Origin of the sequence: Cyclobacterium sp. SYSU L10401 (genome assembly GCF_010993705.1) — a bacterium.
Classification (GTDB): Bacteria; Bacteroidota; Bacteroidia; order Cytophagales; family Cyclobacteriaceae; genus Cyclobacterium.
The window spans coordinates 222,099-244,216 of record NZ_WOFO01000004.1 but is presented as its reverse complement, the minus strand read 5'-3'; the positions used below and the strand labels follow the sequence as shown (position 1 = coordinate 244,216).

Here is a 22,118-nt window from a genome sequence, read left to right as displayed (position 1 = left end):
TTTGAAATTCGAGTATACTTAGTTTACCGGATGAATTGCATTTCCTGGTGTCATGCCGAAGTGCAATCCAATTCAGTGAAATCAGGTACTCAGGAATTAGTATTAAACCATTTTGTACACATGAAGCACCTTTACTTGCTCAAAGCGCTCTGTTTTTTGCTGTTATTTTTTAACACCACAGGGACGCAATCGAATGTTGCCTATTCAGTCCTTCCTGACCGGGGAGAGGATTCCGTTGATAGGCTTGTCAGTTCCGGAAACCCGGAGGCCATTGACCTCTTTTCGGACAATCTCCATTTTCGGGAAGCCCCCTGCCCGGGTATCAGTCCACTGGACTGTGACCAGATCCAGGTGGGGCTGCCGGTAAACCTTGATTTTTCTACCGATCAGGGTGGGCTTTCCGAATCAGGATTCACCATGGTCCTGGAGCCCAGTGCTCCGTTGGGAACCCCCTCTGATGCCGATGTGCCAGGCTATGAGCCTTCGCTGATCAGCAGAGATGCCAACGGCCTGAGCATTACCAGTACCAAGGGCATATTTTACAGCCAGCCTTCAGGCAGTCCCTCCAGCAACAATACCAATTCCCAGGTCAATGCCCTGGGTACTGGTCTGGAAGTACCTGCAGGCAAGTTCAGCGTTTCCACTACCATGATCAATCCCGATTTTGGAGTGAGTGACGGAAACAGCTCCCAACAGGCTGGAATTTGGCTGGGTAAGGATGAAGACCATTATGTGAAACTGGTGGTGGTGAAAAACGGCACTCCCAACCAGCGGAAAATCCAGCTGCAGGTGGAAAATATGGACAATACCACCCAACAGACGGCATTTTTAGAAATCAATACAACCAGCCTGGGCACCGATACCGGGCCCATAAGCCTCAGACTTGAGTTTGACCCTGTCGCCAATTCGGTGCAGGGTTTTTACCGTTTGGGAGCAGGTGAGGAAATTTTGGTAAGTGGCCCCGAGGGCGATAGCCGGGCAGTACCTGCTGACTACCTATCAGGAGACAGCTATGCTGGAATTTTTACCAGCCACAGAAATGCTGCGGCCAGTGAGCCCATCACGGTGTTGTTCGAAGATTTTTCCATCGAGGCCGATCCGGTGGTGGATCCGGACCTGATCAGCATACCCTACCGCATGAACGTGGCTGGATTTGACTATACCAAGGATGGTGATCTCTTTGTTGCAGAAAACACGGATTACCTGGTGGAAACCAGCGAAACTCAGACTTCACTGGGGGTCTATTCACCATATCTCGTAGATGGAGGCCATCAGGACCTGTATATCCCCAGAAGATTTGGTGAAAACTTTAGTTACAACTTCCCCGTTGCCAACGGAGACTATACCGTGCGTGTACACATGGTAGAGAATTTCCAGGAGGCGCCTGGAGCCAGAGAATTTGACATCATCATGGAAGGGGAAGTGGTACAGGATGACCTGGACCTTTTTGCGGTTTATGGCAGAGGGGTGCTCGGTATTACTCAAAACAATGTAACTGTTACTGATGGGGAACTGAATATGCAGTTTCTAGCTTCAGCAAACAATGCCCTGATTCAGGCCATTGAAATTTTACCCCTGACGGCCAGCTCAGACAAAGACATATTCAATTTCACCCTGCCGGAGCAAGTGGATAATGCCACTGTAGATCAGCAGGAGGGCACCATCGAGCTTACCGTGGTTTCAGGTACGGATATCAGTACCCTGACGCCTACCTTTAGCCTTTCAGACCTGGCCAGCTCAGTCCCCGCATCCGGTGAAGAGCAGGACTTCAGCAGCCCTGTGACCTATACCGTTACTGCCGAAGACGGCAGCCAAAAAGCCTGGACCGTCACGGTTACTGCTTTACCAGCTGATTTTTCATTTATTGAAAACTTCGACAGCTATGGTACCGGCAACCTGCATGAGATTGCCCCGGGCCAATGGCTGAAAGAAAATGATGGAGATGCTGCCATTCCGGTGCTGAACGAAGGTTTAACCCCAAATACCAGTCATTCTCTGGATTTTTCACTGGGGAATCATGCCCATGATCTGATCCCGCTGACGGATAATCCGGTAAGCCTTACCCCCAATGTGCCTTTTTACTTTGCCACCTATTTCAATATCAGTGGTTTTGGTTCAGGTGCCGGTGACAGGATCAGGACAGCAATCAGGATAGATGAAGCATCCTCTGCTACTCCATGGGTCAGGTTGCAAATGGCAAAGGGAGGTTCCACCGGATTGATTGCCCGCCTGGGACTGGGTGCACCTGGATCTGATAATGGTACTGCGGAAGTAGCTTTTGACGAAACCATACAATTCCTCGTCAAAGGGGTATGGGACGGCGCATCCAACATCACCTACGAATGGACCATTGATCCTCAATTGACAGAGGGAGCCAATAGCTGGACCAGTGCAGGTGCACAGACGGTATCCGGAACGCCTAAAATAGGCCGGCTATTCATCAGCTCTGCTTCCACCAACGATGCCAGAATCGGGCCGGTCCGTTTGAGTACTGACTACAATGAAGTAGTAACTGAAGAAATTGAGGAGGAAAGTTTAAGTTCAGAAAACAATATCCAGGGTATTTCCCTGGCCGGTCTGGATACTCCCGGAGCAATAGACGAAGAAAATGCCACGGTAACCCTTAACGTACCTTTCGGTACGGATGTAACGGCTCTTGCCCCTGAATTCACCCTATCCGAAGGAGCGAGTGCTTCCCCTGAAAGCGGGCAGGCACAGGATTTCACCAATCCGGTGGTTTACACGGTGACGGCAGCAGATGGTAGCGAGCAGGAATGGACCGTGACAGTGGCCGTAGCAGATGGGTTTGCCGCAAGGATCAATTTCCAGGACCGCACGTCTACACCTCCTTCCGACTACCTGGTAGATTATGGCAAGCAGTTTGGCCATGCCTCAGTTACGTTTGAAGAAACGGATTATGCTTATGGCTGGAAGTTGAAATCTGACGGCACACCAATTGATGCTTCGGATGAAGCAGCCAATAACGGCCCTGGAGTAGGCAGAAACCGCATAGAAGGTACCTACGCCTCCGCTACCGATCAGGAGAAACTGGAAGGTACGCTGGTCCATTTTCAGGGTGATAACATTTTGAATGCCACTGGTGGCGTTCAATCCTGGTCTGGACAACCCAGAGGTAACGAATTGATCTGGGAAATGGAAATTCCCAATGGAACATATGAAGTAACGGTTGGCCTGGGAGATGCAGGAACCGATCTGGATAGCCGCCACAGTGCCACTGTGGAGGGATATACTGCCATTGCGGCCTTTGTGCCGGAAGCAGGAGAAACCAGAACCGGAACCATTACGGTGGAAGTGACCGACGGACTCCTGACCATCACCGGGCTTGGAGGATACAACAGTAAAATCACCTACCTGGACATAACGGCCAGCAGCGGCACCGCTGCCAGTGGGCAATTGAGCTTTGAGCCGGCAGCGGTAAATAACAGCTTGGAGCCGGGTGAAGCAGGTACCTTCAGTAGCAGCCTGAGTGGAGCTGGCGCAGGAAGCATCGGTCTGGTGATTGATGACAACATCAATGCCGAAGACAAATTGATCACCGGCAGCAACGATTGGTTGACTTTGCCGGAGACCGCAGCGGCTGGTGCAATTGATTTTGATATGGATGCTTCCTCTCTCAGCGATGGGGAAAGCAGAAACAATATGATAATTGCCACTGCAGAGGGATTTGCACCGGCATTGCTGGAGGCAAGTCTTACCGTTTCCACTACCCTGAGCGATGAGAAGTCCTTGCTGACTTTTGAATTGCCAGGTGATATCGGGGAAAGTACGGTAGATGCCACCAATTTTGCAGTGAATGTAGAAGTGCCGTTTGGCACGGATGTAGCGGCTCTGGCCCCTGAATTCACCCTATCCGAAGGAGCGAGTGCTTCCCCTGAAAGCGGGCAGGCACAGGATTTCACCAATCCGGTGGTTTACACGGTGACGGCAGCAGATGGCAGCGAGCAGGAATGGACCGTAACAGTGGCCGTAGCAGATGGTTTTGCCGCAAGGATTAATTTCCAGGACCGCACGTCTACTCCTCCTGCCGGCTACCTGGTAGATTATGGCAAGCAGTTTGGAAATGCCTCAATTACGTTTGAAGAAACGGATTATGCTTATGGCTGGAAGTTGAAATCTGACGGCACACCAATTGATGCTTCGGATGAAGCAGCCAATAACGGCCCTGGAGTAGGCAGAAACCGCATAGAAGGTACCTACGCCTCCGCTACCGATCAGGAGAAACTGGAAGGTACGCTGGTCCATTTTCAGGGTGATAACATTTTGAATGCCACGGGCGGCGTACAGTCCTGGTCTGGACAACCCAGAGGCAACGAATTGATCTGGGAAATGGAAATTCCCAATGGAACATATGAAGTAACAGTTGGCCTGGGAGATGCAGGAACCGATCTGGATAGCCGCCACAGTGCCACTGTGGAGGGATATACTGCCATTGCGGCCTTTGTGCCGGAAGCAGGAGAAACCAGAACCGGAACCATTACGGTGGAAGTGACCGACGGACTCCTGACCATCACCGGGCTTGGAGGATACAACAGTAAAATCACCTACCTGGACATAACGGCCAGCAGCGGCACCGCTGCCAGTGGGCAATTGAGCTTTGAGCCGGCAGCGGTAAATAACAGCCTGGAGCCGGGTGAAGCAGGTACCTTCAGTAGCAGCCTGAGTGGAGCTGGCGCAGGAAGCATCGGTCTGGTGATTGATGACAACATCAATGCCGAAGACAAATTGATCACCGGCAGCAACGATTGGTTGACCTTGCCGGAGAGCGCAGCGGCTGGCCCCATTGATTTTGCTATGGATGCTTCCTCTCTCAACGATGGGGAAAGCAGAAACAATACGATAATTGCCACTGCAGAGGGATTTGCACCGGCATTGCTGGAGGCAAGTCTTACCGTTTCCACTACCCTGAGCGATGAGAAGTCCTTGCTGACTTTTGAATTGCCAGGTGATATCGGGGAAAGTACGGTAGATGCCACCAATTTTGCAGTGAATGTAGAAGTGCCGTTTGGTACGGATGTAGCGGCTCTTGCCCCTGAATTTACCCTATCCGAAGGAGCCAGTGCTTCCCCTGAAAGCGGGCAGGTACAGGATTTCACCAATCCGGTGGTTTACACGGTGACGGCAGAAGATGGCAGCGAGCAGGAATGGACCGTGACGGTGGCCGTAGCAGACCCGCTACCTTGTTCGCCTTGGAGTTTACTGGACTGTGACGGCATACCCAAAGCCCTTCCTTTGCGATTGGAATTTGATGGTACTGAAGGTGGATTGGAAGATGGTAGCGGTGTTGGTACCGGATTTACCATGGTTGACCCGCATAGCGAGGAGCGACTGGCAGCTGATTTACCGGTTACCTATGAAAATGTCATTGGCTACGAGCCATCAAAAATAGCCATCAATGGAGGCAACCTTACCTTAACCGCCTCCAAAGGCATTGCTTACCTGAGCCCTGGCCCAACTTCCAATACCAATACACAGGTGAATAGCCTGGGTGTAGGAATTACCGATCTCAGCCAGCCATTGGTGATAGAAACCCAATTGCTGAATATCACCACCGGGGGCAATGCAGCCCAGTCCGGTATTTGGTTTGGCCTGGACGAAGATAATTTTGTCAAGCTGAATGTCAATGCAGACAATGTGGAGATCCGAAGGGAGCTGAACGCCCTTTCCGAAAACGGACCCAGCTCTCCCGACCAGATTCAGGTCAACGATGTAGGAGTAGCGGGGCAGGATGTGACCCTCAGGTTGGTGATCGATCCACTGGATATGAGTATCAAAGGGTATTATGCCATTGGCGAAGGAGACTTTGTACAGCTGAGCAAAACAGGACTGGATGAAATGGTATTGCCTCAGGCTTATCTGGACGGCATTACCGTAGGTGCCAATGAGGGAATTGCCTTTGCAGGGATTTATTCTACCTACAGAAATGGCAGTACACCTTTCGATGCAGACTTTGCCTATTTCTCGGCTGAGCAGGAGAGTCCTGAATTGAGTTTGGGCTTTTCTTCTTCACAGTTGACTTTTACCGGGGAGGAAGGCACCGCCATTGCTTCTCAGGTGGTAGATTTGATAGCCAGCTTTGGAACGCCTGAAGTCGTGCTATCTGATGATCCTGATTCCGGCGAATGGCTGATTCTTCCCGGCAGTCCCGCACTGGGAACCCTGGAGTTTGGGGTGAAGGAAGATTTGCCAGCAGGTAGTTATTCCACAACTGTTATTGCCATCGATCAGCCGGATCTGGGATATACCAATGCAGAGATTAGCATCAGCCTGGAGATCACGGAAGCTACTGGTGATCCTGGTACCCCTGATTTTGATGTAAACATCAATTTCTCTGATCCGGAAACCGCTGCCCCATCCGGCTATTCGAGGGATGCAGGTGATGGTTTTGGAGATAGGGGCAACGGCTTCAGTTATGGCTGGCTGGATGCAACTGATGATTCACCTGCAGACCTTACCCTGAACGGTAGAAACCGTGAAGTAGCAGGGGTCACTGTTTTGGAGAATACCCTATCCCACATGCAATACGGGGATGTTTCAGACAATGCAGCCAATGGTTATTTGCCGGATGCCAAATGGGAAATTGAAGTACCCAATGGCACCTACAATGTAACTGTTGGTGCCGGAGACCCATCTGTGGACGGTTCAGTAGATGATACTCCCTCCCATACGGTAAATGTAGAAGGGGTGAATGCGATTGATGCCTTTGTTCCTACGGGCAATGAAGGCGCAGCTACCCGATTTACCACCGGTACAGTTGTGGTAAGCGTAGCGGATGGCCGGCTGACCCTTGATCCTGGGGATGGTTTCAATACCAAGATCAACTATGTACAGATCAGTGCTACTGATGGGTCGGGAGTACAAACGCCAAAAGTTCTGGGAGTAAACCCTGCTGATGGTGCCATCAATGTGCCAGTCAGTACCAGTGTTTCTGCCAACAACCTGTTCCTGCCCAATCCTGATGAGAATGGACTGACCAGTTTGGACAACAGTACCATTACCAGCAGTACAGTAAAACTTTTCAAGCAGGGCAGCAATACGCCAATAGGAGCAAGTGTAAATGGTACAGGAGGAGGCGATGCCATTAATCTGGTACCGTCCTTGCCTTTGGAAGCCAATACTACTTATGTTTTTGAAGTAGATGGAGTAAAAGACCTGACCGGCGAAACCTTTGAATTCTTTACTTCCTCTTTCACCACTGGTGCAGGGGGAAGCACAGGGCCGGTTACCGACCTGGACAACGTTTCCTTTACCAAGGAGGGTGCTGTGGCTTCTGGGGCCAAGTACACCACGCTGACCATAGGTCCTGATGATAAATTATATGGTTTGACCCTCGGAGGCGATATCCATCGATGGACCATCAATGCAGATGGAACACTTTCCGGAAAACAAACCCTGAGCGGCTGGAAGAATGACTATGGGGGAAGAACAGCGGTAGGGCTGGAATTTGATCCGGCTGCTACAGCAGAAAACCTTATCGCTTATGTATCACATAACTCTTCCGGACTGAGCAATGCTCCAGACTGGGATGGAAAACTTTCCAGACTTACCGGTGCCAACCTGGAAAATGAGGAATTGCTGGTGACCAACCTGCCTCGATCCCTGAGAGATCACCTCACCAATAGCATTGCCTTCAGACCCGGAGAGCCGAACATGCTGTATTTCAACCAGGGAAGTAACAGTGCCGGTGGTGCACCTGACGGTGCCTGGGGTAACAGGGAAGAAAGCCTGCTTTCGGCGGCCACATTGAAACTGGACCTGTCCAAATTGCCCGGCAGCCTTCCGCTGGATGTCATGACCAGCAGAAATCAGGAAGCCATCAACAATGTGGATGTCAACTCCCCAACTCTGGATGGCATGTATAATCCATATTATGTGGACGCACCGCTGACCTTGTTTGCTACGGGTGTGAGAAATGCCTATGATCTGGTTTGGCATTCCAATGGACAATTATATGTACCTGCCAATGGTACTGCAGGAGGTAGCAATTCGCCTGCTTCTGTCAGTGGAACCAGAAGGCCTGATGGCAGCATCTACGATCATTCCAACCCGGATTTCCCTTCCATTCCTGCCGCCAATAACAATAATGTGCAAAGGGATTGGCTGTTCCGGGTGAACCCTTCTTCCGGATTGGGCTATTATGGACATCCCAATCCTTTCCGCGGAGAGTTTGTCATGAACCGTGGAGATGAAGATGTAGATAATTATAATGGCGTGGATCCGGATGTTAATTACCGGGGAGCGGCCTTTGATTTTGAATTCAACAAATCGCCCAATGGCGTAATCGAATACCGCAGCAATGCTGAAAATGGCAACCTGACCGGAGCCCTTTTGGTGGTGCGCTACAGTGGAAGCAGTGATATCATTGCCCTGGTACCGGACGGTCCCAACGGAGATATTGCTACCTTCAAGGAAGGTATTCCTGGATTTACCGGATTCGGTGATCCACTGGACCTGATAGAAGATGTCAATACCGGAAATATATACGTTTCGGATTATGCCGAAAGTAAGATTGTGTTGCTCAAGCCAAGTAACCAGGCTGCACCTGCTCCATCCATTGCGGTGAGCAAGGAGGATGTCAGCGGGGATGCCATTACTGGCGAGTCCGTTTACGCTGAGGAAATCTTGTTGTCCAACCTGGGCAATGCCCCTCTGGAGGGAATTACTGCCGAAATCACCGGCACCCACAGCGATCAATTCGCTGTTTCCGGACTTCCCACCTCAGTAGCTTCACAAAACTCCTCTTCCTTTACCGTAACCTTTGACCCCACTACTAACGGACCAAAATTTGCCCAGCTTACCCTTTCCGGGAATGGGGCAGATCCTGTTCAGATCAGTTTAAGTGGATTGGGTAAAACAGGTAACGGAGGAAGCAATGAGCCTTCCCTGCAATGGATTCTGGATACCCAGCTGGGACAGGGTCTGATCGATGTAGGAGATACCGATCCGGCTACCAATGTGATCAACCTGCCTGCCGGACAGTCTTACAATAACCTGTTGGGTGAGGAACTGGATATCCAGTTTTTCCAGCGGGCAACAGATGCACCGGTAGAAATTGAGGTACTGGGCATATTTGGCCCGCAAGATGACAATCCCATAGTAGGCTTTGGCTGGTACAACAGTACGGACGGTGGATCCACGCAGGAACTTTTCACTGCACAGAATTCCATAGAAGGAAATGGACAAACCCTTAATCCGGTTATCAATGGGGATACTTCCTTTGATCCCGGAACGGGCAGCTTTGGCTTCTATAACCGTTGGCCATTCTTCGGAAATCGATTCCTGTACAGTGAAGATGCCCTGAATACCTTTAGCGGAGCCATTCCTCACCATATCAGGGTATATGCCCTGCCAGGAGAGTCCAATGCCTATGTCATTGCCACAGAAGAACATATCAGTGGATTTGATTACCAGGACATTGTGGTCATTGCAAGAAATGTGAGGCCATTTGATGGAGAAACCACAGGATGCTCGCCTATTAGTTTGCTGGATTGTGATGAGCTGGAAGTTGGCTTACCATTTAGTCTGCAGTTTAGCGGAGACGAAGGTGGATTGGGCAGTACCGGCTTTACCATGGCAGACAACCCTTCTGCCCGTCTGGAAATAGATGGACCGGTGGCTTATCCGAATGTACCTGGATACGAACCTGGAAGACTCAACCTGACAGGAGGAAATCTGGAGGTAAATGCCGCAAACGGAATCGCCTACAGAACCAACGGCAGCACGAATACTACCAGTACCGAGGTTAATTCCCAAATCAATACACTTGGTGTAGGAATGGATGCTGACGGACAAGGTAATTTCAGTATTCGTACTACCATTTTAAACCCTTACAGTGATGGGTCCGATAATTCCGAACAAGCAGGAATTTGGTTTGGATTGAATGAAGACAACTTTGTAAAACTGGTTGTAGCCAATGGTGGAAAAGTAGAGATTCTGAGAGAGATCAATGGATTGGCTCCAGCAGACGTTGCGAATAATATACAGGCAAACGGTGTTTCGGCCATTCATAGCAGTGCGGTCACCTTGCGATTGTATGTTGATGTAGAAAACAACCTGCTTACCGGTTACTATAGCCTCAATGGAGGAGCAGAGGTTGAATTGGGTTCAGTAGCGCTTCCAGCGGTTTACCTGAATGGTAACCCTGCGCATAATGACCTTACTTTTGCCGGTATTTTTGCCAGCAAACGAAGGGAAGAGGTTGCCGAAGTGAATTACACCTTTAGTGAATTCTCTGTCACGCCAGACCAATTGCCTGAGACGGATTTTGATCCGGTCAGGATCAACTTCTCCAGACCGATCGATGACATTCCGGCAGGATATATCCGGGATAGTGGTGCTCCTTATGGTGACCGTGGAGAAGGCAGGACTTATGGCTGGTTGACCACCAATGGTCAATCCGGACTCAATCTGGCTGACAATACCCGAAACAGGGATTTGCCAGGAGTAAGCCTGCTTCAAAACACCATAATCCACATGCAGTATGGTGCTGTAGGTGGAACAAACGGTGTAAATACCGAGGGTATATGGGAAATGGAGGTACCAAATGGTACCTACGAAGTAACCATAGGTGTAGGTGATCCGGAAGTGGACGGACAGGAAGGAACCATCCCGTCACATACCATCAATGTAGAAGGTGTGAATGCAGTAAGTGATTTCGTGCCCACAGGAGCTGACGGTGATCCCAGCAGGATGACCAGTGCAACGGTTACCGTGAATGTGTTGGATGGAAGATTGACCATCGATGCCGAGGGTGGATTTAATACTAAAATCCATGCCTTGGAAATTGTTCAAACCTCAGGTTCTGATATTCCGGTATTCACCAATGTGACCCCTGCGAATAACGCCAACAACGTATCTCTGAATGACCTGCAAGTCAACGTGGAGGTCATCACACCGGATGGATACGAGCTGGACAAGGCTACCCTCGCCGGAAATGTGAACTTGTATGAGTTGACCGAAGATGGAGAGGTAATGGTGCCTAGCAATTCCAACGATACAGCGGGAGGCGATGCCATTACCCTGACGCCTTCAGACCAGCTGAAGGAAAACACCACTTATGTGTTCCGTATTACCGGTGTAGAAGCCAACCGACTGGGAGACCTTTCCGACAGGCTGACCTTCAATACCTTTGAATCCAGGTTTACAACCGGATCAGAGGATGATTTGCCCGTACCGGTAAGAGATCTGGAAGGAGTGGCCTTTACGGCTGTTCAGGGCGGTACCGAATTGGGAGATGGAACCACCAATGAAAGGTTCTCCAGCCTGGTCATCGGTCCTGATGGCAAGTTATATGCCAGTACCGTAGGTGACTTCCAGGGAGACGGAGAGATCTTCAGATGGGATATAGAAGCAGATGGAACCTTAAGCAATCTGGAAGTATTGACACCAGCGCTAAGTGGCTCTCCACATCCGGAGACCGGAGTCAATGCAGGAGACGACAGGTTGATCATTGGATTGACATTTGATCCGGCATCTACTGCGGACAACCTGATCGCTTATGTAACCCATAGTGCAGCTTCGCTGTCGAATGGCCCTGCCTGGGATGGCAAGCTTACCAGATTGTCCGGTCCGGATCTTTCCACCGTACAGGATCTGGTCATTCATTTGCCAAGATCTACCAAAGATCACCTGACCAATAGCGTCACTTTCGATGAAAGCGGCATGCTGTACATCGCTCAGGGAAGCAATTCGGCAGGAGGAGCACCCGATCCGGCATGGAACAACCGTCCGGAAAGATTACTTGCAGCCGCAGTGCTGAAGGTAGACCTGAATAAATTACCGGCTAACCTGCCGCTAAGTGTGTACACCACGGATGATATCGCAGTAATCAATGCCGCTCCGGCAAACGGACTGTTGATGGGGGATGGATCTACCTATAACCCTTATTCTGCAGATTCGCCAGTGACCATTTTTGCCACAGGTATCCGAAATGCGTACGATTTGATCTGGCACTCCAATGGCTGGCTATATGTACCAACCAATGGAACTGCCGGCAACAATAACAATTCGCCGAATTCTCCATCTACCGAAGATTATTCCCTGGCCAGGAGAATTGACGGATTGACCAGTATTCCGGATGCACCCGCCCTTGTAGGTGGTGAAACGCAGAAGGATTGGCTGTTCAAAACCCAGGGAGGCAGTTATCATGGCCACCCCAACCCTTACAGGGGAGAATTTATCCTGAACCATGGTGGCTTGCCATACAGTGGTGTGCCAGGTCAGGAGACCGAACCTTACAGGGATGTGGCCAAATATCCTTCTACATTAGGACCGGATCCAAACTACAGAACCCCAGCCTACGACTTTGGAAACAACAAGTCTCCTAACGGGGTGATTGAGTACAAGAGTGATGCCTTCGAAGGCAAGCTGCAGGGACTGTTGATGGTAGTAAGATTCAGTGGACAGGATGATATATTCGTGATGGAGCCAAACAACAATGGTAACATCGGTGAGGTGTACAACCAGATTCCCGGTTTGCGGGGATTTGATGATCCCTTGGATTTGGTAGAAGACCCCAAAACAGGAAACATTTATATTTCTGAATACGACAGGGATAACAATGGTATACCCAGACTGACCTTATTGCGGGCGGCTATTCCGGCCAGCTTGAAACCAGAATTGGTGGCAGAACCTGAGGAGCTGCTATTTGAAACCACCAACAATACGGCTGGTGATCAATCCCAGAGCAAGACTGTACTCGTGACCAATGAAGGCAACGAAAGCGTGACCATCACTGGAGTAACGGTAGCCGGTCCATTTGCAGATCAGTACGATGAAGTGAGTCCTTCAGGCAGCATTTCACTTGCGCCCGGAGAGGATGTCACTTACAATGTGACCTACGCTCCGGATCTCAATACCAGTAACCTGGGTTACCAGGAGGCAGTATTGGAAATTGCTACTGATAATCCGGATCAGCCGGTATTTGAAGTAGGCCTGCATGCCTTGAAGAAAACAGGCTATGAAGGTGGAAACGAGCCTCCTCTACAGGATGTGGTAGATGCATTGGGAATAGGCATTGATGTGGGATGGACCAGTCTGTCCGATGGTACACAACCTGTACTAAAAGGGGAGGAAGTGCTGGTACAACAATGGGTGAAAGCCGGTCCTGGTCAGGTAAATATCATACCTGTGGGCAGGTACTCTCCAAATGAAGGAATACCTTTTGGCTGGTACACCAGAGATGAAGCGGTTGCCCTGAATGAGGTAGGTGTGATGTCCGGTGTCTTTGGACAGCACCAGACCCTCTATCCGGATATCTCTGAGGGAACAGATAACTTTGATCCTCAAGGAGCAGTGTTTGGTGTTTACGTAACATCAAATGTATTTGGCAGAACCAATTACACCGAGGATGATTTGAATACTGACGGAGTTGAAAGAAGGGTGAGGACTTACCCTGTAAAAGACAGGGAAGGCAACCTGGTGGAAAACAGTTACCTGATCAATTTTGAAGATGCTTCTAACGGTGATTACCAGGATTACATGTTTGTCATAGACAATGTCATTCCTTTCGAGGATGGTACCTTGCGCTTGAATTTTGATCCGGAAGTATTGAGCTTAAACGGTACAGTCAATGACAGTGATCCAATTACTCAGGAAATTACCCTGAATGCCAATGGTGGATTGACTGCCGGGGAAGTTAGCCTTAGCAGTTCAGATCCAAGGCTTACCTTGCCGGAGACTTTCGAATTGGGTACCCCATTTGAAATCAACTTTGACAAGGCCGGCCTGGCCATAGGAAACTATACGGTTACGCTTACAGCAGAGGCCTCCAATTATGTAGAGGCGGTGCTTGAACTTCGGGTGAACATCACCCAGGAAGCCGTATATGTGTATCAGTTCAACTTCCAGACACCAGAGCAGGTGTCAGTATCTCCTGAGGGATATATTGATGACCTGGGTGCGCCTTACGGATTACAGACTACCGATTTGGGACAACTGAATTTCGGTTGGGTGAATCCGGGATCCGATACGCCGGCAGATGCCAGTGTCAATGGTAGAAACCGAAACACGGCTGCGGATGAAGATCCCTTGCTGAATACCTTTACCATCATCGGTCACAGGACCACCGCTACCTATCCGCAGAGGGATTGGCTGGTGGATCTACCCAATGGATTGTACAATGTAAACATCAGTGTGGGTGATCCGGATTTCACGGACAGTTACCATGCATTGGATGTAAATGGTGTCCGGGTGGTAGACTTCGACCAGGAAAATAATAATCCTGAGAATCTGGTATTCTTTGAAAATACCGAGTTGGTTGAGGTGACTGAAGGAAAGCTAAGGTTGAGCCTGGCTGCAGCAGGCGTCAATGCCAAGCCGAATTACATACGCATCGCACCGATCAATACGGCGGCGCTTCCACCAACTTTGAGTGCCGTATTCGATGGACTTGAAGCAGAAGAAGGTGTCTACAGGGGACCTTTGTCCATCGCTGTAGAGGCTGCTGATCAAAGCGAAAGTGGAGAAATTGTAAGGCTGGAGTACAGCATAGACGGAGGATCTTTCATAGATTATGAGTCAGCTATTGAACTGAGTGAAGCCGGGGATTATCAAATATTGATAGAAGCTGAGGACGGCAATGGCAATGTGACTTCCAGAAATTATTCCTTTATTATAGAAGAGCCTTCCGGTGCCCTGGTGGAGCTGGAAAACATGACCAAAGTACCGGGTACGGACAGGGGCTTCCCTGCAGAAGATTACTTTACCTTCTACAGGATTGAAAATACCGGTTCTACAGGAGCAAGGTTCCACGATGGCAACGTCATGAGACTGAACAATACCGGAACCGAGCCATTGGTGATAGATGAGATCAATATTTCAGATGAAAACCGTTTCATTTACAATATTGTGCCTCAGGGAATAGCGTCTACTACCTTGCCTTTGGTTATTCAGCCAGGAGAATCAAGAGACCTGTCCCTGACATTTATTGGTGTAAACGGCAACAACACCACCATGATGAAGGAGAGCATTGAAATTGTCAGTAATGCTGACAATGGCATCAAGGCTGTAGCGACCCTGCATGGTGGATATGTACCGGTACCGGAAGGTGGAAAAGAAATCGATGCCCAGCAGGTATTTGATTCCTTTGGTTTCAAAACCAGCATGTTGAGCATTGTAAATGATGAAGGCACCATAGATCCGCCAAATAACATATCTTACAGGCCAAGTTCCAACTACCCGGATCCTGCAAATATTGATGCAGGTTACGAAGGGGACATGATTCTGTCCGATAACTTTGTACAGGCAGATCCTACCAAACCGGTAATTGGCATACAATTGTCTGCCCTTCACGGAGGACCTTCCAGTAATGGATCCCGTTTGGTAGAAGTAAACGGGACCGGTACAGTTGGTGGCATGAGCTTTAGCCATCAGGCTGACTGGTACCAAACCTTACTGCCAAAAGCAGGTGATAACGAAACCATAAACTTTGATGTAGCCAATAGTATCAATCAGGCCTTCCGTATTTCGGTTGCCGGTTACCTCTCCAGTGGAGGCAATAACATCAATGGTGATCGGCCGGATTTACTGGGGCTGAGAATTTACAAGGCGATTGACAGTGATGGTAACATCATACCGAATGAATACATCGTCCTTCAGGATTTTGTGCAGAATGGTTGCGGGGCAGGTTCTGCCAATTGCGACTGGAATGACAATACCTTCTACTTTATCAACATCAGGCCTGAAGCTGAACCCACAGCGGAAGCCATTGAGGATTATCTGGTAGATATTGGAGATTCCTTCAGCACAGATCTTTCAGGTTCTTTTGATAAAGGCTACCCTGGAAACAAACTGGAATATGCTGTAGCACTTTCTGGTGGAGCAGCAGCCCCAGGCTGGTTGACCATCAATTCCCAGGGAGTATTGTCAGGAACAGTACCGGATGACGAAGAAAATAATTACAATCTGGTAATCACGGCAACAGACCTGAATGGCCTTACCGCAGATGCTGAAATGAATTTGATCATCAACAAGGCACCTGTGGTAGTATTGGATGCGGATGTAACAGAAGGCAGGGTGCCCCTAACGGTGGCGTTCAGCAGTGAGAATTCTACCGACGAAGGCGAGATTGTAAGCTATGCCTGGGACTTTGGAGATGGAAACGGTTCTGAAGATCCCAATCCAACGCATGTGTTTAACAGCATTGGAGAATTTACTGTAGAACTTACCCTGACCGATGACCGTGGACTGGAAAGTTCGGCCACACAATTGATTGAGGTGGTGGATCTGGAAGGACCACTTGCGGTAGCTGATGCTGATGTTCAGCAAGGGCTGGCACCATTGACAGTACAGTTTGATGGTACCCAATCCGAATCCAATACCAATATAGTGGAATACCTCTGGGATTTTGATGATGACAACACAGCCACAACGGTTAGTCCTGCACATACCTTTACTGCGCCGGGAAGTTATACGGTAACACTGACTATCACCGATGATAACGGAGCAACAGATGAGGCTACCCTTCAGATCGAAGTGCAGGAAAATTTACCTCCTGTAGCTGTACCTGATGCCAGTGTAACCACAGGAGATGCACCACTCACCGTGGCTTTTAGTGGGGATGATAGCAGTGATGACCAGGGTGATGTGACTTACTTGTGGGATTTTGGAAATGGAGACACTTCTACCGAAGCAAATCCTGACTACACCTTTACAGAACCGGGAACATACGATGTAACCCTGACGGTTACAGATGGAAGTGGAAATGAAGATGTACAACAGATTCAGGTGGTCGTTAATGATCCCGGCCAGCAGCCATCCCTGGAAATCAGGGTGAACGCAGGTGGTCCGGAACTGACCTTTGAAGGAAATGTGTTTGAAGCTGACAATTATTTTGAGGGTGGAAAAACTTATTCCAATACCAGTGCTTCCGTACCCGCCTTGTACCAGACCGAGCGTAGCTCTACACCAAAAGTATTTGGTTATAATGTACCGGTAGCCAATGGAACCTATGAAGTCATCCTGCATTTTGCAGAGATCTTTCATGGTGCTACCGGTGGCGGTGGAAGTGGAACGGCTGGCCAGCGGGTCTTTGACGTAAGCATCGAAGGAGAGCTGTTGCTGGATAATTTCGATATCAATGCGGAAGTAGGACCTCAGACACCCACTACACGAACTTATGAAGTAGAGGTGACCGACGGGGAATTGAACATGGATTTCTCTGCCCTTTCTGAAGACGGTGGAACAGATCAACCCAAATTGGCAGCATTTGAAATAATAAGTATTGCTGAAGAGCCGGTTGTTCCCGACTTCTCCTTGTACCTGAATACAGGTGGAACGGAAGATGTAAGCTATGAAGGTAAAACCTTTGTTGGGGATGTAAACCTCCCAATCTATTATGATACAGATCATACTTACACCAATGTAGCGGCAAGTACAGATGCCCTGTTCCAAACAGAAAGAGGATCCGGAGCCAACCTGGCACCATTGACCTTGAGTGTAGCAGTTCCAAACGGTACCTATTCCGTCAGCACGTACCATAATGAATTGTATTTTGGTAAAGTAGTAAGCGGTAGCGCCGGAAGCAGGGTATTTGATATCCTGATGGAAGGCCAGCTGGTGAAAGATGACCTGGACCTCTTCCTGGAATCTGGAAATGAGCCGGTAAAATTGACTTTCCCGGATATTGAAGTCACGGATGGCTTATTGGAGATCACATTGGATCCAAGTGCCAACCGACCAAGTATTTCTGGTATTGCCATAGAAGGTGCTACCTCGGCCAACGAGCCTCCAGTAGCTGTAGCAGAAGCAGATGTGAGCTCAGGTTTTGCACCATTGACGGTCAACTTTACCGGAGAAAACAGCAGCGATGCAGAAGGAGATGTAAGTTATGAATGGGACTTTGGAACGGGAATCACCTCTACCGAAGCCAATCCGACTTCTACTTTCGAGTCAGCAGGAGATTACGAAGTGACGCTGACGGTTACCGATGAATTGGGAAGCACCAACACTTCCACGCTGGATATCGCTGTTGCGGCCAATGAGCCTCCTTTAGCTGTAGCAGAAGCAGATGTGAGCTCAGGTTTTGCGCCATTGACGGTCAACTTTACCGGAGAAAACAGCAGCGATGCAGAAGGCGATGTAAGTTATGAATGGGACTTTGGAACGGGAATCACCTCTACTGAAGCCAACCCGACTTACACCTTTGAGTCTGCTGGTGATTACGAAGTGACGCTAACGGTTACCGATGAATTGGGAAGCACCAACACTTCCACGCTGGATATCGCTGTTGCGGCCAATGAGCCTCCAGTAGCTGTAGCAGAAGCAGATGTGACTGAAGGTTTTGCGCCATTGACGGTCAACTTTACCGGAGAAAGCAGCAGCGATGCGGAAGGAGATGTAAGTTATGAATGGGACTTTGGAACGGGAATTACCTCTACCGAAGCCAATCCGACTTATACTTTCGAGTCAGCAGGAGATTACGAAGTAACGCTGACGGTAACCGATGAGTTGGGTGCTACCCATACGGCCACACTGAACATAGTAGTGACAGCCAATGAGGCTCCTGTAGCTGTAGCAGAAGCAGATGTGAACTCTGGTGCTGCGCCATTGGAGGTTAACTTTACCGGAGAGAATAGCAGTGATGCAGAAGGCGAAGTGAGTTATGAATGGGACTTTGGAACGGGAATCACCTCAACTGAAGCCAACCCGACTTACACCTTTGAGTCTGCTGGTGATTATGAAGTGACCCTAACGGTAAGCGATGATGCGGGCGAAACGAATACGGCCACACTGAGTATTACCGTAATTGCCAATCAGGCACCGGTTGCTGTGGCAAGCGCCAATGTAACTTCAGGAAGTTTGCCTCTGACGGTAAACTTTACAGGAGATGGAAGCAGTGATGCCGAGGGACCGGTTAGTTACCAATGGGATTTTGGTAATGGATTTACCTCTACACAGCCCAATCCAACCTTTACGTTCAATCAGGAAGGTACCTATCTGGTAAGCCTGAAAGTGACAGATGCATTCGGGTTGGAAGATACTGATGACATACAAATAACAGTTGGTTCAGTGGTTGGCGTCCCGGATGACCCATCGTTCGAGCTAAGGGTAAATGCCGGAGGGCCTGCAATGAGTCATGAAGGAAGGGATTTTGAAGCCGATACGTATTTCATCGATGGCAAATCCTACACCAATAGCAATGCGGAAGTACCTGCCTTGTACCAGACAGAGCGAAGCTCTTCCCCGCAGGTGTTTGATTATGCAGTACCTGTACCGGATGGTACTTACCAGGTGACCCTGCACTTTGCAGAGATCTACTGGGGTGCCAATGGAGGAGCAGATCAAAGTGCCGGTAAGCGGGTATTCGATGTAAACCTTGAAGGAGTGCTGGTATTGGATAACCTCAATATCAACGAGGAGGTAGGACCCCAGACTCCCTTAACGAAAACCTTTGAAGTGGAGGTAACAGACGGGGAGTTAAACATGAACTTCTCTTCCCTGTCCTCAGTGGGCGGATCAAATCAACCTAAGTTGTCAGCTTTTGAAATCGTAGGAGAGCAGGAGAACGAAGCTCCGGTGGCCGTTGCCACGGCTTCGGCAAGTTCCGGAGTCTCTCCGCTGACGGTGAACTTTACAGGTGATGACAGCAGTGATGCTGAAGGTGCTGTCAGCTACCTCTGGGACTTTGGCACGGGAGATACCTCCACAGCAGCCAATCCGGTCTATACCTTTACCAGTGCCGGCACCTTTGAAGTGAGCCTGACGGTAACCGATGAGGCGGGAATGACAGATACGGCAGTCCTTGAAATAGAAGTAGAGGAGCCTGTAGTCATCCCGGATGACCCATCGTTCGAGCTAAGGGTAAATGCCGGAGGGCCTGCATTGAGTCATGAAGGAAGGGATTTTGAAGCCGATATTTATTTCATCGATGGCAAATCCTACACCAATAGCAATGCGGAAGTACCTGCCTTGTACCAGACAGAGCGAAGCTCTTCCCCGCAGGTGTTTGATTACGCAGTACCTGTACCGGATGGTACTTACCAGGTGACCCTGCACTTTGCAGAGATCTACTGGGGAGCCAATGGAGGAACAGATCAAAGTGCCGGTAAGCGGGTATTCGATGTAAACCTTGAAGGAGTGCTGGTATTGGATAACCTCAATATCAACGAGGAGGTAGGACCACAGACTCCATTAACGAAAACCTTTGAAGTGGAGGTAACAGACGGGGAGTTAAACATGAACTTCTCTTCCCTGTCCTCAGTGGGCGGATCAAATCAACCTAAGTTGTCAGCTTTTGAAATCGTAGGTGAGCAGGAAAACGAAGCTCCGGTGGCCATTGCCACGGCTTCGGCAAGTTCCGGAGTCTCTCCGCTGACGGTGAACTTTACAGGTGATGACAGCAGTGATGCTGAAGGTGCTGTCAGCTACCTCTGGGACTTCGGCACGGGAGATACCTCCACAGCAGCCAATCCGGTCCATACCTTTACCAGTGCCGGCACCTTTGAAGTGAGCCTGACGGTAACCGATGAGGCGGGAATTACAGATACGGCAGTCCTTGAAATAGAAGTAGAGGAGCCTGTAGTCATCCCGGATGACCCATCGTTCGAACTCCGTGTAAATGCCGGAGGTCCGGCCTTGAGCCATGAAGGCAGGGATTTTGTGGCCGACACCTACTTCATTGAAGGTAAGGCTTACACCAACAGCAATGCGGAAGTACCTGCCTTGTACCAGTCAGAGCGAAGTTCTCCGCCGAAGGTATTTGATTATGCAGTACCTGTACCGAATGGTACTTACCAGGTGACCCTGCACTTTGCAGAGATCTACTGGGGAGCTACCGGAGGAGGACCCGAAGGAACGCGCAACAGGGCCTTTGATGTGACCCTTGAAGGAGAGCTGGTACTGGATGACCTGGACATCAATGCGGAGGTAGGACCGGAGACCTTATTGATAGAAACCTTTGAAGTAGAAGTGACCGATGGAGAGTTGAACATGAACTTCACCTCATTGTCCTCACTGGGAGGAGCAGATCAGCCTAAATTGTCAGCCTTTGAGATTATTGGTCAGCAGAATGATCCGGATTTTACCCTCTACCTGAATACAGGAAGTGCGGATGATGTAAGTTTCGAAGGAAAGACCTTTAAAGGAGATATTAATCTTCCGGAATACTACGATTCGGACCATACGTTTACCAATACAGCTGCCAGCGAAGAACCGCTTTATCAGTCTGAGAGAGGTTCTGATGATGGGCTGCTGCCGTTGAGCCTGGCTGTTTCGGTGCCGAATGGTACATACACCGTAAGTACCTACCACAATGAGCTGTTCTTTGAAGGTGGTGCCGGTAACAGGGTGTTTGATATCCTGATCGAGGGTGAATTGGTGAAAGATGACCTGGACTTGTTCCTTGAATCAGAAAACAATCCTGTTAAACTTACCTTTGAGAACATAGTGGTAAGCGATGGGGAATTGAATCTTGATTTCCCAGTCTCTGCCAACAGACCAACGCTTTCCGGTTTGGCCATTGAAGGATTCAGTTCTGCCGGAGCCAGGGTAAAAGCAGTCAGCACACCAATGCTGGTAGCCAGCCCCATGGAAGGAGAAGGTCCTTTATTGGTAAGTTTCTCCGGAGATTTACTGGGAACAGCCGACCCTGAACTCAGTTACTATTGGAACTTCGGAGATGGCAATGTTTCCAAGGAAAAGAATCCTAAGCATACATTTGCAGAGGCAGGAGACTATGAAGTGGAGGTGCGCATCAGTAAATTTGGTATACCACTACTTACTGAAACCATTTCAATATCGGTTTGGAATGAACTGGCTGACCTGGAGGCAGAAGAGGCGGAGGAGAGTCCACTTGATATCAGGATGTATCCTAATCCAGCTTCTACTTTTGTAAACTTAAGTATTGATCATGAAACCGAGCGAATTGCTGAAGTAAGGATCTTTGATCTTCGAGGAAGGCTGGTAGACATTTACGAGCCGGGAGATGAGATTAGCAGTAAAACCTATGAAATACCAGTAAATGATCTGGCCGCTGGAGTGTACTTCGTAAGTACCGTCACCCATACCGGCGCCAGGGACATGCAAAGGTTGATTGTAGTGCACTAGTGCTTGCTTATTTGACTAGATTAAAAAAGAGGAATCCTGAATGGATTCCTCTTTTT

General features: G+C 49.3%; 1 protein-coding gene. It reads left to right on the top strand.

From position 1 onward, the window contains the following. Positions 1 to 120: 120 nt before the first annotated feature. On the top strand, positions 121 to 22,062 hold the full coding sequence (locus tag GL182_RS24265; protein ID WP_163379860.1) for a PKD domain-containing protein: 21,942 nt from the start codon (positions 121 to 123) through the stop codon (positions 22,060 to 22,062). The last annotated feature ends 56 nt before the right edge of the window (positions 22,063 to 22,118 follow it).

Coding starts and splice junctions, on each gene's coding strand:
- GL182_RS24265 (WP_163379860.1), top strand. CDS start 121: ATGAAGCACCTTTACTTGCTCAAAGCGCTCTGTTTTTTGCTGTTATTT.